This window comes from Streptomyces sp. NPDC054765, assembly GCF_053612065.1.
Genome location: NZ_JBSHBP010000002.1, coordinates 231,708 through 246,589, shown reverse-complemented (window position 1 = coordinate 246,589; position 14,882 = coordinate 231,708). Strand labels below are relative to the sequence as shown.

The following is a 14,882-nucleotide window of genomic DNA, read 5'->3' as shown; positions in this document are numbered from 1 at the left end:
GCCGGCTCAGGACGCCATCGGCAGCGCCGCGCCCTCGCGCCACTTGAGGATCAAATGCCGGGGCGGGCGGGTGACCCGCGGATTTGCCGTGAGAGCACTGCGGACCAGGAGCAACTACGCTCGGTAGTTCCACTGGTCCGTAGCGTTTTCCGGTGGGCCGTGCCCTGGTTGTGCCCCCGCGGGCACGCCTCCTCAGTCGGCGTAAGTCGCGACCAGGCGCACTTCGAGCTTCTTGGGGCCTCCGAATATTGGGCCGGGTTGATGACCTGCAGCGCTTCTTGCTGCAGGTCATTGACCGGGCCTTTTCCTGATTGATGGCGGTGGGGTATGACGGCCTTGATCGAGTGTCTTGCGAACTGCGTGGGGACCGACCCGGAGACCAGGGGTCGTCGTCCATTAGTTAGTACGGACCGCCCGGATGCAGGAGTCGATCCACCTACAGAGTTCGTCGAGGGCAGCCTCAGTCCGCTCCCGATCCCCCGTAATGAGCAAATCCCCCTGCAGGCTGGAGTAGGCGCCGTTGAGCAGCGTTGCCTTGGTAAGTGCGCTTCTCTCGGACATGCCACGCCGCATGAGGCAGGAGGCAACGAACTCGGCCCGCCCGCGGACGAATCCGGCACTCGGAAGCGGGAGCCGTCCCGCTGCTGCCAGCCCTTCGATCTCCCTGATCAGCCGGGTCATGGCGAGTTCCTGCGGAGCGAGGTTGCGCTCCCAAGCCGACCGGACGATGGAGCCGACCGTGACCTCCGGATCGTCCCAGCCCGGTGTCGACAGCAGAGCGGCATGCTGTCGCTCATCCAGCCGCAAGAGGACCGCCGCGAGAAGAGCGTTCTTGTCGGCGAAGTGATGGGTGAGGACGCGGGTGCTCTGCCCGATGCCCTCCGCCAGCGTACGGAGAGAGAAGCTGCCGATCCCCGTGGCGGCGAGCTGCTCGATCGCCGCGTCAGTCACCTCACGCCGGCGCTCCGGGTTGACGGGCCTAGGCACTCGGACACCCCCTTGGTTGGCGCACTCATACTCTGACACACCATTAAGGAAACGACTGTTACCCTCATGGTGTGAAGTCCTTGACGCGCACCCGTCCGGTGTGGCTGCTCGCCCTCACGCTCGCTGCCTTCGCCGTACAGACGGACGACTACATCATCATCGGGGTCCTCCCGGCGGTCTCGGACACCGTGCACCTGTCCGAGACCGCCACGGGCCAGTTGGTAACCGTCTACTCACTGACCTACGCCCTAGCCGCCCCGATGTGGGCACTCTTGCCGGTCAGGATCGGACGCAAGTGGGCGCTGTGCGGGGCACTCACCGCGTTCGGCGCCGCGAACTTCGCCGTTCTGCTCGTCGATTCGTATCCGGTACTCATGACACTCCGGGTCGTCGCCGCACTCGCTGCAGCCGTAGTCCTGCCTTCCGCGCTCGCTGCGGCCAGCGAGGAGGCTCCACCGGATCGGCGAGGCCGTTATCTGGCCACCGTCATGACCGGTCTGACCGGGGCGGTTCTGCTGGGCGTCCCCGCCGGCACCTGGATCGGTGCTGCCTTCGGCTGGAGGGCGACCTTCGTGTTCGGTGGTCTCCTCGGAATCTGTGCGCTCGTCATGCTCGTACGCACCATTCCCCGGACCGAGTCGTATGCGGCGGAGGGGCGCAAAACTCTCTCGTCCATGGTTCGGCCCCTGCTCAACGGCACCGTCACGGTAATCCTCATCGCCACCGTGCTCGCGGTTGCCGGCAACCTAGCGTTCCAGACGTATATCGCGCTCTTCCTTTCGAAGGTCTCGGGTGTGACGCCGACCGTGCTCGCTGTTCTGCTGGTCTGCTCCGGATGCGGAGGACTGCTGGGTACGCAGGCGTCCGGCCGCCTTATCGACCGGTACAGCCCTGGGAGAGTCTTTGCCGTAACGAGCTTGTTGTTCTGCGCGGCCATGCTGGCCTTTGCTGGGCTCTGGCTCATCCGACCGGTTCCGGTGATTCTTACCGCTGTGCTGTTGGTGTGCTGGTCGGCCGCCGCGTGGGCCGTCCCGCCTGGCATCCAGACACTGATGCTTGCCCGTGCGGGCAGGGAGGCAGCCGGCCAGGCAATGGCGGTGCAGAGCAGCTCCGTCTACATCGGGGCGGCACTCGGGGGAGCGGTCGGCGGGGGCGTCATCGCCGCCGGCATGGGCTTCATCCCGGCCGCTGCCGCGGTCCTGGCATTCCTCGGCCTCCTGGTCCTGCTGCCCGTCATGCGGAGCCCCACCCCCACGACGGAAACGAGGGGCGTCCAGGCAGAAAAGGCCCGCGAGACGACGTAACCGCCGCGCCCGGAACGCCTTCCGACGGAGACCGGCTCCGCTCACCGGCCAGACAGGCGGTGAGCACCTCGCCGGACACGGCAGGACCCGAGCCCGGATCATCGGCCCCCCTCCAGGACGAGCCCCCTAGGTACAGCCCCTTCTCGTCAGGTCGATCTGGTGGCGATGCCGAAGCCCAGCCCCGTTCGTCAAGTGCCGGAACTCGTTCTCCGTCAGATCCGCCCAGCAGCGCAAGCATGGCCATATCCCGTCGACTCCCGGCCAGTTGGTCTCGGGACTTCTGGTCCCGGCGTCGTCCGGCACAGCGCCCGCGAACCCCGAGGGCACACCCGCCGAGGCGCCATCCTCCGCCATGTGCCCTACCTGTGGCCTGCCCGCCTGAACGCAGCCGGTGAAGGGCGACCCAAGGGCCCAGCCCGACCATCCCAGCACAGCGGGTTTCAGCAGGTCAGAGCCCGGTTTCCCGCGCCCGACCGGTCACGACGCCATCGGCAGCGCCGCGCCCTCGCGCCACTTGAGGATCTTGTCGAAGCTGACGACCGCGCCGGGGCGGCCCGTGCGGTTGCGGTAGCGGACGTGGTCGGTGAGCGCCTCGATCAGAAAGAGCCCCCGGCCGTCCTCCGCAAAGACGGGGGCCTGTGCGGGGGTGGGCGCGGGGGCCGGCGGGAGGGCGCGGTCCTCGGCGGTATGGGGTGGGGCGGGGGGTGCGGGGCAGTGGCGGAAGCCGGGGCCCGAGTCGGTGACCTCGATGCGGCAGGTGTCGCCGTCGATGAAGGCCGTGACGCGGTAGTCCTCGGTGGCGGCGTCGCCGCCGTGCTCGACCGCGTTCGCGCAGGCCTCGGAGAGGGCCACCGCAAGGTCGTAACAGATGTCCGGGTCGACGCCCGCTGTCTCCATCGTGCCCAGGAGCAGACGACGGGCCAGCGGCACGCTCGCAGCCTCACGGCGCAAATGGAGTGACCACCAGATGCTCATCGCTCCAGCCTCCTGGCCGCGGCTCGACATATCGATACCTATTGCCGCGCCGCAAGGTCCGTAAGCATGTCCGGGACGTGATACCGCTCATTCGGCGGATGCGAAGAGCGAGCGCATCGGTGTAGGCGAAGCGCCGCCTCTGCGCTGCCACGCGCCCCGCCGCCCTCCCTGGACACCCGCCAGGGCGCCCCTCGGCGCCGCCCTGGCGTAGGCGGGAGGTGAGCACAGTGGGATGATGGCGCGGCCATGACTCCACCGCCCGCCTCCACAGCGCGCGCAGCCGCCGACCTTCGGCTGTTGAGGGCCGCGGTCTTCACCGCGGTCTGTGTTGCGCTGTCCGCGTGCGGGCACATCGCCGCGTCGTGCGCCTCGGTCCCGCTGTGGACCCTGGGGGTCGCGGCCGCCGCGGTGTTCGCGGTGGCGTCCGCGCTGGCCGGGCGGGAACGCTCGCTGCCGGGGATCGCCGCGGGTCTTGCCGCGGGGCAGCTCGCCCTGCACGCACTGTTCACCTGGGGCCAGCTTCCGATGCCCGCCATGGCGGGCGGCGGTGGCAGCGGCTCCCGCGACGGCGGGCTGTCCGACCGGGCCGCGATCGTCCTTGCCCAGCAGGTGATGTGCGGGCTCGGCACCGGCCCTGTGGACGGCGCGCAGGCGCGCCGGATTCTCGGTTCGGGCGGCTTCGATACGGCCTCCGCCGCCGGGATGGCCGCACCGGCCGGATCCGGACCGGCCGGTGGCACGACCGCCGCCGGCCCCGCGATGATGCACGGTCTGCTGCCGTCGCCGCCCATGCTGCTGGGGCATCTGCTGGCGGCGCTGGCCGTCGGCTGGCTGCTGCGGCGTGGCGAGGCGGCGCTGTGGCGGCTGGTCCGGCTGTCGGCTCCGGCGTACGAGATGGCGGTTCAGGCGCTGGTCGGTGCGGTGCGCGGGGCGCTCGCCCTCGTCCGTGCCCTGCTCACAGGCCTGAAAACGGCGCACGACAATGCACTGCGCGCCCCCGTTTCGTACGGGGATGACAAACCCGGCCCGAAGAACCTCGCACTCCACCACAGTGTCGTCAGGCGAGGGCCACCCACTCTTGCCCTCGCGGCCTGACGACGCGAAGCACGCCCCCACAGGACGGGTACGGGCTCACGCGCCGTTGCCGCACGCGCGCCACCTGCACCGTCACCAGCACCTCTCTCCTTCCTGTGGAGTGTTCTCGATGTCGAAGAATCCAAAGATGGCGAAGATGTCGCGGCAGCGGTCGGACGCGTCGCTCGCGCGCCGGCTCGCGCGGCGGCTGCCGCTCGTGGGCGCCGCCGCGGCCGGCAGCGTGCTGCTGCTCGCCGCCCCGGCCTTTGCGCACGTCAGCGTGCAGCCGTCGGGCCCGGCCGCCAAGGGCGGCTTTGCCACCGTCAACTTCAAGGTGCCCAACGAGAAGGACAACGCCTCGACGGTGAAGCTCGAGGTCACGCTGCCGACCGACCACCCGCTGGCGTCCGTGATGCCGCAGCCGGTGCCGGGCTGGAAGATCTCGGTCACCAAGACCAAGCTCGCCAAGCCGATCGAGATGGAGGGCGAGAAGATCAACGAGGCGCCCTCGAAGATCACCTGGACCGCCGACGGCAAGGGTGTGGAGCCCGGCCAGTTCCAGCAGTTCCCGCTCTCCGTCGGGCAGCTGCCCAAGGACGCCGACCAGCTCGTCTTCAAGGCCCTCCAGACGTACGACAACAAGGAGGTCGTGCGCTGGATCGAGCCGACGAAGGAGGGCGCCCCGGAGCCGGAGAACCCGGCTCCGGTCCTCAAGCTCACCGCGGCCGGGGACGACGGCCACGGCGCCGCCGCGAACGGCAAGAGCGGCGCCACGGCCGGCATGAAGGACACGGCAGCCGCCACGGACGCGTCCGGCAGTGACACCACGGCGCGCGTCCTGGGCGCCCTCGGCATCGTCGTCGGCATCATCGGCGTCGCCTTCGGCGTGTTCGCCGGCCGGCGCCGCAACGCCTGAATCACCGGCCGGGCCGGCGCCCGACCCGCGCCGGCCCGCCCCCGCCCCCTTCCCGGACCCCCGGGATTCCACGACACAGGATTCATCTGCCATGCACAGAAGGACTCTGCTCGCGTCCGCCCTCGCAGCGACCGCGGCCCTCAGCCTGACCGCCTGCAACAGCGACGACGGCAAGCCCGCCGCCGTTGTCTCCGGCGGCACCGCGGCCAAGCCGATCGTCACGCTCGACAGCCCGATGGAGAAGCCGGACCTCGTCCTGACCGACACCAACGGCAAGAAGTACGACCTGCTGGAGAAGACCAAGGGCCATCCGACGCTGATCTACTTCGGCTACACCAACTGCCCGGACGTCTGCCCGCTGACGATGGCCAACATCGCGGTCGCGGTGAAGCAGCTGCCGCAGGCCGAACGGAAGGACCTGCGGGTCGTCTTCGTCACCTCCGACCCGGAGCGTGACACCCCGGGCGCGCTCAAGAAGTGGCTCGGCGGCATCGACACGGACTTCACCGGTCTGACCGGCAAGTTCGACACCATCCAGGCCGGTGCGCGCAGCGTGAACATCGGGATCGAGAAGCCGGTCAAGAAGAAGAACGGCGATGTCGTCTCCACCCATGGCGCGCAGGTTCTGCTGAGCTCCCCCAAGGACGACAAGATCCACTGGATGGGCATGCAGGAGGCGACCTCCGACAACTACACCAAGGCACTTCCGAAGATCGTCAAGGGACAGAACCCGTGAACCGCCGCACCACCCTCACCGCCGCCCTCACCCTGACCGCCTCACTCGCGCTGGCCGGCTGCGGCGGCGCGGACGACGCCCCCCGCCTCAAGGTCGCCGACCCGTACATGCCGCAGCCGGTCGACCAGAACATGGCCGGTGCGTACTTCACCGTCAAGAACAACGGCGGCACCGCCGACAAGCTCACCTCGGTCACCAGCGACCTGTCGAAGGACATCACGATCCACAAGACTGTCGGCACCAAGATGGAGCAGGTCAATTCGCTGGCGATACCGGCGGGCGGCGAGCTCCGGCTCGGCCGCGGCGGCAACCACCTGATGTTCATGGGTCTGAAGAAAAAGCCGGCCGAGGGCGACACGGTCACCCTCGAGCTGCACTTCGCCACCGCCGGGCCGATCAAGGTCTCGGTGCCGGTCAAGGCCGTCACCTACGCGCCGAAGAAGTAGCAGAGGACCGCACAACCGCACAGGCCCGGACAGACAACGGGAGTAAGGGGAGCGATCACTATGGTCACCACCGGGCTCGGGCCGCGACGCCCGGCCGTGCTGCGCCTGCTGGTCGTCGCGGTGGCGCTGGCCGGCGCGCTGATCGGCGGGCTCGGCGGCGCCGCCCCGGCCTCGGCGCATGCCGCGCTGACCGGGAGCACACCCGCGCAGGGCTCGGTGGTGGACCATGCCCCCGAGCAGGTGACGCTCACCTTCTCCGAGGGCGTCGCCATGGGCAACGACTCGATCCGGGTGCTCGATCCGCGGGGCAAACGGGTGGACCGCGGCAAGCTGCGCAACCTGTGCAGCGACAGCATCGTCAAATACGGCGCGGGGCTGCCGCCGGGGCTGGGCAACGGTACGTACACCGTCACCTGGCAGGCGGTCTCCGCCGACAGCCACCCCGTGGCCGGCGCCTTCACCTTCTCGGTCGGCGCGCCCTCCAAGACCAGCGCCCCGGTACCCGAGCAGAAGGCCGGCGGCGGGCTGGTCGGCGCGCTCTACGGCATCGCCCGCTACCTCGCCTACGCCGGGTTCGTGCTGCTCGTCGGCGGCGCCGCCTTCGTGGTGGCCTGCCGGCCCGCCGCGGCCCTCGTACGGTCCGTACAGCGGTTGGTCGTACAGGGCTGGGCGCTGCTGGCGGGCACCACCGTCGCGATGCTGCTGCTGCGCACTCCGTACACCGGGTCCGGCGATCTCGCCGATGCCTTCGACCTCGGCGGCCTCCAGCAGGTCCTGGTCACCAAGCCGGGCGCGGCGCTGGTCTCCCGGCTGCTGCTGCTCGCCGCGGCGGCGCTATTCGTGGCCGTGCTCTTCGGGACGTATGCGCGGCTGCACGAGCCGGCGGAGGGGTTGACGGAGGTGCCGGCGGGCGAGCCGGCGGAGGTGCCGGCCGCGGACGCCGGGGAGAAGGGCGCGGGCGACGCCGGGGGGAAGGACGCGGGCGACGACGACACCGGGCAGCGGCCCATGAGCGCCTCCGAGCAGGCCAGGCAGCGCAAGGACCTCACGTACGGGCTCGCCATCGGCGGTGTGGTCGTCGCCACCGGGCTCGCCGCGACCTGGGCACTGGCCGAACACGCCTCGACCGGTCTGCAGCCGGCCGTCGCGATGCCGGTCGATGTGCTGCATCTGCTCGCGGTCGCCACCTGGCTGGGCGGGCTGGCGGCGCTGCTGGTGTCCCTGTACTGGGGGCCGCCCGTCGAGCGGACCGCCGTACGCCGCTTCTCGCGGATCGCGTTCGGCTCCGTGGTGGTGCTGGCGGCCACCGGCGTCTACCAGTCCTGGCGGCAGGTCGGCACCTGGCGCGCGCTGACCGACACCACGTACGGGTGGCTGCTGCTGCTCAAGGTGAGCCTGGTCGTGGTGCTCGTCGGGATCGCGTGGGTGTCGCGGCGGTGGACGGGGCGGCTGACGGAGGTCCGGACGGCAACGGTTCCGGTGTCCGGGGCCGGGACGGCGGAGGGGCTTGCCTCGGAGGGCAAGCCCTCGGAAGCCAAAACGTCGGAGGAGATCCGGGCGGCGGAGACCGGCCGGGAGACGGTGAACGACCGGGAGACCGAGAAGGACCGGGAGACCGAGAGGGCGGCCGTCGGCGCCTCGGCGGCTGCCCGCGCCGTTCCTGCCTCCGCCTCCGCCTCCGCGCCCGCGCCCGCGCCCGCTCCGCACGGCGCGCCCGCCCCCGACGGGGGCCCGGCCGGCAACGGCTCCCCCGACCCCGCCCGCGCCGCCCAACTCGCGCGTCAGCAGGCCGCGTTGCGGAGCGCCCGCACCAAGCGGCAGCGCGATGCCGACCCGGAGCGGCTGGCGCTGCGCCGGTCCGTGCTGGCCGAGGCGTCGGTCGCGGCCGTACTGCTCGTGGTGACCACGGTGCTGACCGCCACCGAACCGGCCCGTACCGAGGAGGCGGTCAAGGCCGCCTCGGGCGGGCAGTCCACCGCGGCCGGCCAGCCGCAGGTGCTGAACATCCCGTTCGACACCGGCGGCCCGCACGGCAAGGGCACCGCCCGCCTCGACCTCGACCCGGGGCGCAGCGGCAGCGCCAACGCGCTGCGGCTGCGGATCTCGGACCCGTCGGGCAAGGCGGTCGACGTCCCGGAGGTGAAGGTGTCCTTCACCCAGAAGGCCAAGAAGATCGGGCCGCTGCCGGTCGTCCCGAAGCACACCGGCAAGGGCCACTGGCAGGCGGACGGGGTCCAGCTGCCGGTACCCGGGCAGTGGCAGCTGTCGCTGCTCGTACGGACCTCCGACATCGACCAGGTGACCGAGATCAAGAACGTGAAGATCGGCTGATGAGCAACAAGCAGACGTCCAGCAAGAAGACACCGGGGACGAAGGCACCAAGGACGAAGGTACCCGGGACGAAGGCACCCGGCACCGGGTCCGGCGGGCCGGGCAGCGGGGCGACAGTGCCCGCCCCGGCCGCCGCCCCGGCATCCGAGACCGACGGCTCCCCCTCCCTGGAGCTCTCGCGCCGCCGGCTGCTCGGCACCGTCGGCGCGGCGGGCGCGGCCGGTCTGGTCGTCGGCGGGGCCGGTGGCGCCATCGGGGTCTTTGCGGCGCAGCCGGCCGGGCCGGACGCGGCCGCCAAGGCCGTGACCACGATCGGTTCGACCGAGGTGGCGTTCCGGGCGGCGCGCGCCGGGCACCAGGCGGGGATCACCACCCCGTTGCAGGCCAAGGGGCATCTCGTCGCCTTCGACCTGGCACCGGGGGCGGACCGCAAGGCCGCGGCCGCGCTGCTGCGCCGCTGGTCGCGGACGGCCGAGGAGCTGATGGCCGGGCACACCCCGGACGCCGACACGGGGGTCGCGCTCGACGCGGGCCCCTCCTCGCTGACCGTCACCTTCGGCTTCGGGCACAGCTTCTTCGGCCGTACGGGCCTGACGAAGCGGCGCCCCGTCCAGCTCGACCCGCTGCCCGACTTCTCCGCCGATGCGCTGGACCCCCGGCGCAGCAACGGCGATCTGTGGATACAGATCGGCGCCGACGATGCGCTGGTCGCCTTCCATGCGCTGCGCGCGCTGCAGAAGGACGCGGCCGGCACGGCGCGGCTGCGCTGGCAGATGAACGGCTTCAACCGCACACCGGGCGCCACCGCGCACCCGATGACCGCCCGCAATCTGATGGGCCAGATCGACGGCACCAACAACCCCAAGCCGTCGGACCGGGACTTCGACGAGCGGATCTTCGTGGGGCGGAACGCGGACCAGGCCTGGATGCACGGCGGCTCGTACGCCGTCGTCCGCCGGATCCGGATGCTGCTGGACGACTGGGAGAAGCGGTCACGGGGCGAACAGGAGAAGGTCATCGGACGCCGCAAGGACACCGGCGCACCGCTGACCGGCGGTTCCGAGACCACCCCGATGCGGCTGGACGCGAGCGGCCCCGACGGGCTGCCGGTCATCCCGGCCAATGCGCACGCACGGATCGCGGCGCCGGAGTCCAACCAGGGCGCGGCGATGCTGCGCCGCCCGTTCTCCTTCCACGACGGGTTCCGGGAGGACGGCGCCCCGGACGCCGGGCTGCTCTTCGTCTGCTGGCAGGCCGACCCGCTGCGCGCCTTCACCCAGGTCCAGCGGAAGCTGGACCGCGGGGACGCGCTGTCGCCGTTCCTGCGGCACGAGGCGAGCGGACTGTTCGCGGTGCCCCCGGCCGCCGAGCCGGGCGGCTATGTGGGCCGGCCACTGCTGGAGGGCTGAGGGACCGGCCGGCCGGCGGCGGCCCCCGGGGCCGGGCCCGCCGGGGAAGTCCCGCCCGGCCCGGGAAGGGCTGGGTATCGTGGCAGGGCAGGGAGAAGATCGGCGGGTTGCCCCCGCAGTGACGCGAGGGAGTCCTGATCCATGTCGGTCAGTCGCTATACCTATCTCGGCCCCGCGGGGACCTTCACGGAGGCCGCGCTGCGCAGCCTGCCCGAGGCGGCGACCCGCGAGCTGGTGCCCATGGTGTCGGTACCGGCCGCTCTGGACGCGGTGCGCGCCGGTGAGGCCGCCGCGGCGCTGGTGCCGATCGAGAACTCCGTCGAGGGCGGAGTGACCACCACCGTCGACGAACTCGCCTCCGGCAAACCGCTGATGATCTACCGCGAGGTGCTGCTGCCGATCGCCTTCGCGCTGCTCGTCCGCCCCGGTACGGTCCTCAGCGGGGTGAAGACGGTGACCGGGCACCCGGTCGCCCAGCCGCAGGTGCGCAAGTGGCTGGCGGCCCAACTCCCCGAGGCCGTATGGGAGTCGGCGGCCTCGAACGCCGACGGCGCACGGCTGGTGCAGGAGGGCCGCTACGACGGCGCGTTCGCCGGCGCGTTCGCGGCGGCGACCTACGGCCTGGAGCCGCTGGTCACCGACATCCATGACGCGCAGAACGCGGCCACCCGCTTCGTGCTGGTGGGCCGCCCGGCCCGGCCCGCGGCGCCCACCGGTGCCGACAAGACCTCGGTTGCGCTGTGGCTGGCCGAGGACCACCCCGGTGCGCTGCTCGAACTGCTGCAGGAGTACGCGGTGCGCGGGGTGAACATGATGCGGATCGAGTCCCGGCCGACCGGCGAGGGCATCGGACGTTACTGCTTCTCCGTGGACTGCGAGGGGCATGTCACCGACCGCCGGGTCAGTGAGGTGCTGATGGGCCTCAAGCGGATCTGCCGCGAGGTGCGGTTCCTCGGGTCCTATCCGCGGGCGGACGAGGTGGCGCCGAGCGTACGGCGGCAGATGACGGACGGCGCGTTCACCGAGGCGTCGGACTGGCTGGCGCGCTGTCTGGACGGACGGGGCTGAACCGGATCCGGGTGCTTCACGGACCGGCCGGCCGACCCGACGAAACAGCACGACCTGCGACTTTGGGCGGCCCGTGGGTTATCCACAAAGTTATCCACAGGCGCGGTTCTCGACCTGTGGGTAAGTCGACATGCGAGTCGGACAGAATCGACATATCGCCCTACTGGCCGCACACCCCTCCACAGCACCCCACGTCGGACACCGTCAGCACAATTCACGTGTCCAATCCTTTAGGGCGAGGCAATCCCACACGAAAGAGTGCGTGAACAGGGTTTGGACAAGGAATCCATAGCCGAGCATTTCGGGGGCGGAATGATCAGTTCCGACTTCCACAGATCTCACACACAGCCTGTGGATAAGAATCCCGAAACCTCGCCCCCCTGTGGACAACTGGGGGACCCCGGGGGATAACCAGGCCCCCGCACCCCCCTCCGACGCCCCCCAACTCCCCTTGTCCACACCGTGGATCACCCGGCACGCAGACCGCAAAAGCCCCGACACGGACACCGCGAAGATCTCGTGGCGGACGCCGCGAGGCCCCCGCCGAGCCTCGCGACGCCCCCGCCGGCCACGGGAAATCCGTCACCCGGCCGCCGCTGCACCGTGGAATACGCGCGAATTGCCCACCCGCATTTCCTCTCCCCTTCTCTCCCGCTCGCAAGGGAATAAATACCTCAAAACGGGCAAAATGACATGCCGGGGAATATCGCGTCGAGGGGCGGGGCAGCGCCCGGTAGCCTGGTGGGGTGATTGACCTTCGCCTGCTTCGTGAGGACCCAGACCGTGTGCGCGCGTCCCAGCGCGCCCGTGGAGAGGACGTCGCACTCGTCGACGCGCTTCTCTCCGCCGACGAACGGCGCAGGTCGTCCAGCGTCCGCTTCGATGAGCTGCGCGCCGAGCAGAAGGCGCTCGGCAAGCTCATCCCCAAGGCCGCCGGCGACGAGAAGGCCGTGCTGCTGAAGAAGGCCGGGGAGCTGTCCGCCGCCGTCAAGGCCGCCGATGCCGCCCAGGACGAGGCCAAGGAGGAGACGCAGCAGCTGCTGCGCAAGCTCGGCAACCTCGTCCACCCCGACGTGCCCGTGGGCGGCGAGGAGGACTTCACCGTCCTGGAGACGCACGGCACGATCCGTGACTTCACCGCCGAGGGCTTCGCGCCCAAGGACCACCTGGAGATCGGCGAGCTGCTCGGCGCCATCGACGTCGAGCGCGGCGCCAAGGTGTCCGGCTCCCGCTTCTACTACCTCACGGGCGTCGGCGCGCTGCTGGAGCTCGCGCTGGTCAACGCCGCCATCGCGCAGGCCACCGCGGCCGGCTTCACGCCGATGCTGACCCCGGCCCTGGTGCGCCCGCGGGCCATGGAGGGCACGGGCTTCCTCGGCCAGGCCGCGGAGAACGTCTACCACCTGGAGAAGGACGACTACTACCTGGTCGGCACCTCCGAGGTCCCGCTCGCCGCGTACCACATGGACGAGATCGTGGACGCCGCCAAGCTGCCGCTGCGCTACGCCGGTTTCTCGCCGTGCTTCCGCCGCGAGGCCGGCACCTACGGCAAGGACACCCGCGGCATCTTCCGGGTCCACCAGTTCGACAAGGTCGAGATGTTCTCGTACGTCGCGCCCGAGGACGCCCAGGCCGAGCACCAGCGGCTGCTGGACTGGGAGAAGCAGTGGCTGACCGGTCTGGAGCTGCCCTTCCAGGTGATCGATGTCGCCACCGGTGACCTCGGTGCCTCCGCCTCCCGGAAGTTCGACTGCGAGGCCTGGATCCCCACCCAGGGCAAGTACCGCGAGCTGACCTCGGCCTCCAACTGCGACGAGTTCCAGGCCCGCCGGCTCTCGGTCCGGATGCGCGAGACCGTCGACGGCAAGCAGAAGGTCCAGCCGCTGGCGACCCTGAACGGCACGCTCTGCGCCGTACCGCGCACCATCGTGGCGATCTTCGAGAACCACCAGCAGGCGGACGGCTCCGTGCGCGTCCCCGAGGTGCTCCGCCCCTACCTGGGCGGCCGGGAGATCCTGGAGCCCGTCGCCAAGTGAGCCCGTCCGCTCCGCTGCCCTACAAGCTCATCGCGACGGATCTCGACGGGACGCTGCTGCGCCACGACGAGACCGTCTCCGAGCGCACCCGCCAGGCGCTCGCCGCGGCCACCGCGGCGGGCGCGGCACATATCGTCGTCACCGGCCGGGCCGTGCCCTGGACCCGGCACATCCTCGACGCCCTGGAGTACAAGGGCCTTGCGGTGTGCGGACAGGGCGGCCAGGTCTACCACGCCGGTGAGCACCGGCTGCTGACGTCGGTGACGCTCGACCGCCGGCTGGCCGGCCTCGCCCTGTCCAAGATCGAGGCGGAGACCGGTCCGCTGCATCTGGCGGCGAGCCGGGACGGCCTGGAGGGCGAGGTGCTGGTCGGCCCCGGCTACCGCGTCCAGGAAGGCCCGCTGCCGAACGTCATGATGGACGACCCCGGCGAGCTGTGGGCGGCCCCGCTCAACAAGGTCTACATCCAGCACCCGACCCTGGACGACGATGCGCTGGCGCGGGCCGCGCGCCGGGTCGCCGGGGATCTGGTGGGCGTGACGGTGGCCGGCGAGGGCATCGTCGAACTGCTGCCGCTGGGGCTGTCGAAGGCCACCGGACTGTCGCTGGCCGCCCGCCGGCTGGGCGTCACCGCGAAGGAGACCCTGGCCTTTGGTGATATGCCCAACGACATCCCGATGTTCGCCTGGTCCGCGCACGGCGTGGCGATGGCCAACGCCCATGACGAGCTGAAGGCCGTCGCCGGCGAACTCACCGCCTCCAACGAGGAGGACGGTGTCGCGGTGGTGCTGGAGCGGCTCTACCTGTCCTGACGGCCCTCTTGACGGCCCTCCTGACGGCCCTCCTGACGGCCCTCTTGACCAGGATCCGGGTCCGGGGGTGGCCCGGCGGCCGGTTCCGTGGGCTGCTCAACGGGCTCCGGCTCCGGCTCCGGCTCCGGCTCCGGTGCCGGCCCCTCGGCCGCCGCCGGGGTCAGCGGCCAGGCCGCAAAGCCCATGACCAGCGCGATGGCATGGCCGAAGTCGGTGAACGAGGCGCCGGTCAGCAGCGGGATGGCGAAGAAGATCAGTACCGCGGAGAGATAGCCGTAGCGCCAGGGCGGCCGCAGCCGGTACGTCAGCACACCGGCGGCCGCCGCCAGCCCGTACGAGACGCCGATGTCCACGACATGGGTCATCGAACGCGGCAGCTGATGGCCCTCGATGGCCAGCAGGACGAGCTCCTGGCTGGCGAGGGTGGCGGCGACATGCGCCCCGCCGACGGTCAGCAGCCAGCGCGCGCTGCCCGTCCAGCGCTCCACATTGGCATGCACCAGCTCGAACATCACCACGTAGAGCAGGAACGACGCGGGGCGTTCGATCCAGAAGCCGCTGATGAGCAGCGACGGCAGCGGATGCTCGTTCAGCTCGTGGATATTGCTGCTGGTGCGGTGGACGAGGAACTGGCCCAGCCCCTCGGACGCGGAGGCGATGACCAGGCTGGTGATGCCGATGACCAGCAGCCAGATATGGGTGCCGGGACTGCTGCGTACCCAGTCCTTCACCCAGGTCAGGGGGTTGCCGGGGGACGGCTGCCGGCCGCCGCGGGGCGGCTCCATCAG

The 14,882-nt window shown here is 70.9% G+C and carries 13 protein-coding genes; 10 read left to right on the top strand and 3 right to left on the bottom strand.

Going from position 1 to position 14,882, the window contains the following annotated elements; translation table 11 throughout:
• Positions 1–396 precede the first annotated feature (396 nt).
• A complete protein-coding gene (locus ACWGJY_RS02695; protein ID WP_453258975.1) occupies positions 397–987 on the bottom strand; it encodes a TetR/AcrR family transcriptional regulator in 591 nt (196 codons plus the stop codon).
• Between the two features lie 80 nt (positions 988–1,067).
• Between ACWGJY_RS02695 and ACWGJY_RS02690 the strand changes: the two genes are divergently transcribed.
• On the top strand, positions 1,068–2,291 hold the full coding sequence (locus tag ACWGJY_RS02690; protein WP_453258974.1) for an MFS transporter: 1,224 nt from the start codon (positions 1,068–1,070) through the stop codon (positions 2,289–2,291).
• A gap of 477 nt (positions 2,292–2,768) precedes the next feature.
• Here ACWGJY_RS02690 and ACWGJY_RS02685 read toward each other — a convergent pair whose 3' ends face one another.
• Complete coding sequence (locus tag ACWGJY_RS02685; protein ID WP_453258973.1) at positions 2,769–3,266, bottom strand: ATP-binding protein; 498 nt, start codon at positions 3,264–3,266, stop codon at positions 2,769–2,771.
• Positions 3,267–3,512: 246 nt separating this feature from the next.
• Here ACWGJY_RS02685 and ACWGJY_RS02680 point away from each other — a divergent pair, with 246 nt between their 5' ends.
• The 9 genes from ACWGJY_RS02680 to ACWGJY_RS02640 all read left to right on the top strand — a co-directional run bounded on the left by ACWGJY_RS02680 (position 3,513) and on the right by ACWGJY_RS02640 (position 14,094).
• Complete coding sequence (locus tag ACWGJY_RS02680) at positions 3,513–4,361, top strand: hypothetical protein (RefSeq protein WP_453258972.1); 849 nt, start codon at positions 3,513–3,515, stop codon at positions 4,359–4,361.
• Positions 4,362–4,497: 136 nt separating this feature from the next.
• Positions 4,498–5,256 carry a YcnI family copper-binding membrane protein gene (locus tag ACWGJY_RS02675; RefSeq protein ID WP_453259049.1) on the top strand — a complete coding sequence of 253 codons (759 nt, stop codon included), beginning with the start codon at positions 4,498–4,500 and terminating at the stop codon, positions 5,254–5,256.
• Between the two features lie 91 nt (positions 5,257–5,347).
• The gene (locus ACWGJY_RS02670; protein WP_453258971.1) at positions 5,348–5,992 is read left to right on the top strand and encodes an SCO family protein; all 645 of its coding nucleotides are present in this window, start codon (positions 5,348–5,350) and stop codon (positions 5,990–5,992) included.
• Positions 5,989–6,438 (top strand): copper chaperone PCu(A)C, encoded by a 450-nt coding sequence (locus ACWGJY_RS02665; protein ID WP_453258970.1) that lies wholly within the window; start codon positions 5,989–5,991, stop codon positions 6,436–6,438. Before ACWGJY_RS02670 ends, ACWGJY_RS02665 begins: the two co-directional genes overlap by 4 nt.
• A 60-nt stretch (positions 6,439–6,498) precedes the next feature.
• Entirely contained in the window at positions 6,499–8,769 is a 2,271-nt protein-coding gene (locus ACWGJY_RS02660; protein ID WP_453258969.1) for a copper resistance CopC/CopD family protein, read from the top strand.
• On the top strand, positions 8,769–10,178 hold the full coding sequence (efeB, locus tag ACWGJY_RS02655; RefSeq protein ID WP_453258968.1) for an iron uptake transporter deferrochelatase/peroxidase subunit: 1,410 nt from the start codon (positions 8,769–8,771) through the stop codon (positions 10,176–10,178). Before ACWGJY_RS02660 ends, efeB begins: the two co-directional genes overlap by 1 nt.
• A gap of 141 nt (positions 10,179–10,319) precedes the next feature.
• The gene (gene pheA / locus ACWGJY_RS02650; RefSeq protein ID WP_453258967.1) at positions 10,320–11,246 is read left to right on the top strand and encodes a prephenate dehydratase; all 927 of its coding nucleotides are present in this window, start codon (positions 10,320–10,322) and stop codon (positions 11,244–11,246) included.
• 746 nt (positions 11,247–11,992) lie between these two features.
• A complete protein-coding gene (gene serS / locus ACWGJY_RS02645) occupies positions 11,993–13,282 on the top strand; it encodes a serine--tRNA ligase (RefSeq protein WP_453258966.1) in 1,290 nt (429 codons plus the stop codon).
• On the top strand, positions 13,279–14,094 hold the full coding sequence (locus tag ACWGJY_RS02640; RefSeq protein WP_453258965.1) for an HAD family hydrolase: 816 nt from the start codon (positions 13,279–13,281) through the stop codon (positions 14,092–14,094). Before serS ends, ACWGJY_RS02640 begins: the two co-directional genes overlap by 4 nt.
• On the opposite strand, the gene ACWGJY_RS02635 is transcribed toward ACWGJY_RS02640, so the two are convergent.
• Entirely contained in the window at positions 14,082–14,879 is a 798-nt protein-coding gene (locus ACWGJY_RS02635) for a rhomboid-like protein (protein WP_453258964.1), read from the bottom strand. The genes ACWGJY_RS02640 and ACWGJY_RS02635 overlap by 13 nt on opposite strands.
• Positions 14,880–14,882: the final 3 nt, after the last annotated feature.

Excerpts from the sequence above, each read along its gene's own strand:
- ACWGJY_RS02685 (WP_453258973.1), bottom strand. The coding sequence starts at position 3,266 with ATGAGCATCTGGTGGTCACTCCATTTGCGCCGTGAGGCTGCGAGCGTG.
- ACWGJY_RS02680 (WP_453258972.1), top strand. The coding sequence starts at position 3,513 with ATGACTCCACCGCCCGCCTCCACAGCGCGCGCAGCCGCCGACCTTCGG.
- ACWGJY_RS02675 (WP_453259049.1), top strand. The coding sequence starts at position 4,498 with ATGTCGCGGCAGCGGTCGGACGCGTCGCTCGCGCGCCGGCTCGCGCGG.
- ACWGJY_RS02670 (WP_453258971.1), top strand. The coding sequence starts at position 5,348 with ATGCACAGAAGGACTCTGCTCGCGTCCGCCCTCGCAGCGACCGCGGCC.
- ACWGJY_RS02660 (WP_453258969.1), top strand. The coding sequence starts at position 6,499 with ATGGTCACCACCGGGCTCGGGCCGCGACGCCCGGCCGTGCTGCGCCTG.
- efeB (WP_453258968.1), top strand. The coding sequence starts at position 8,769 with ATGAGCAACAAGCAGACGTCCAGCAAGAAGACACCGGGGACGAAGGCA.
- pheA (WP_453258967.1), top strand. The coding sequence starts at position 10,320 with ATGTCGGTCAGTCGCTATACCTATCTCGGCCCCGCGGGGACCTTCACG.
- ACWGJY_RS02635 (WP_453258964.1), bottom strand. The coding sequence starts at position 14,879 with ATGGAGCCGCCCCGCGGCGGCCGGCAGCCGTCCCCCGGCAACCCCCTG.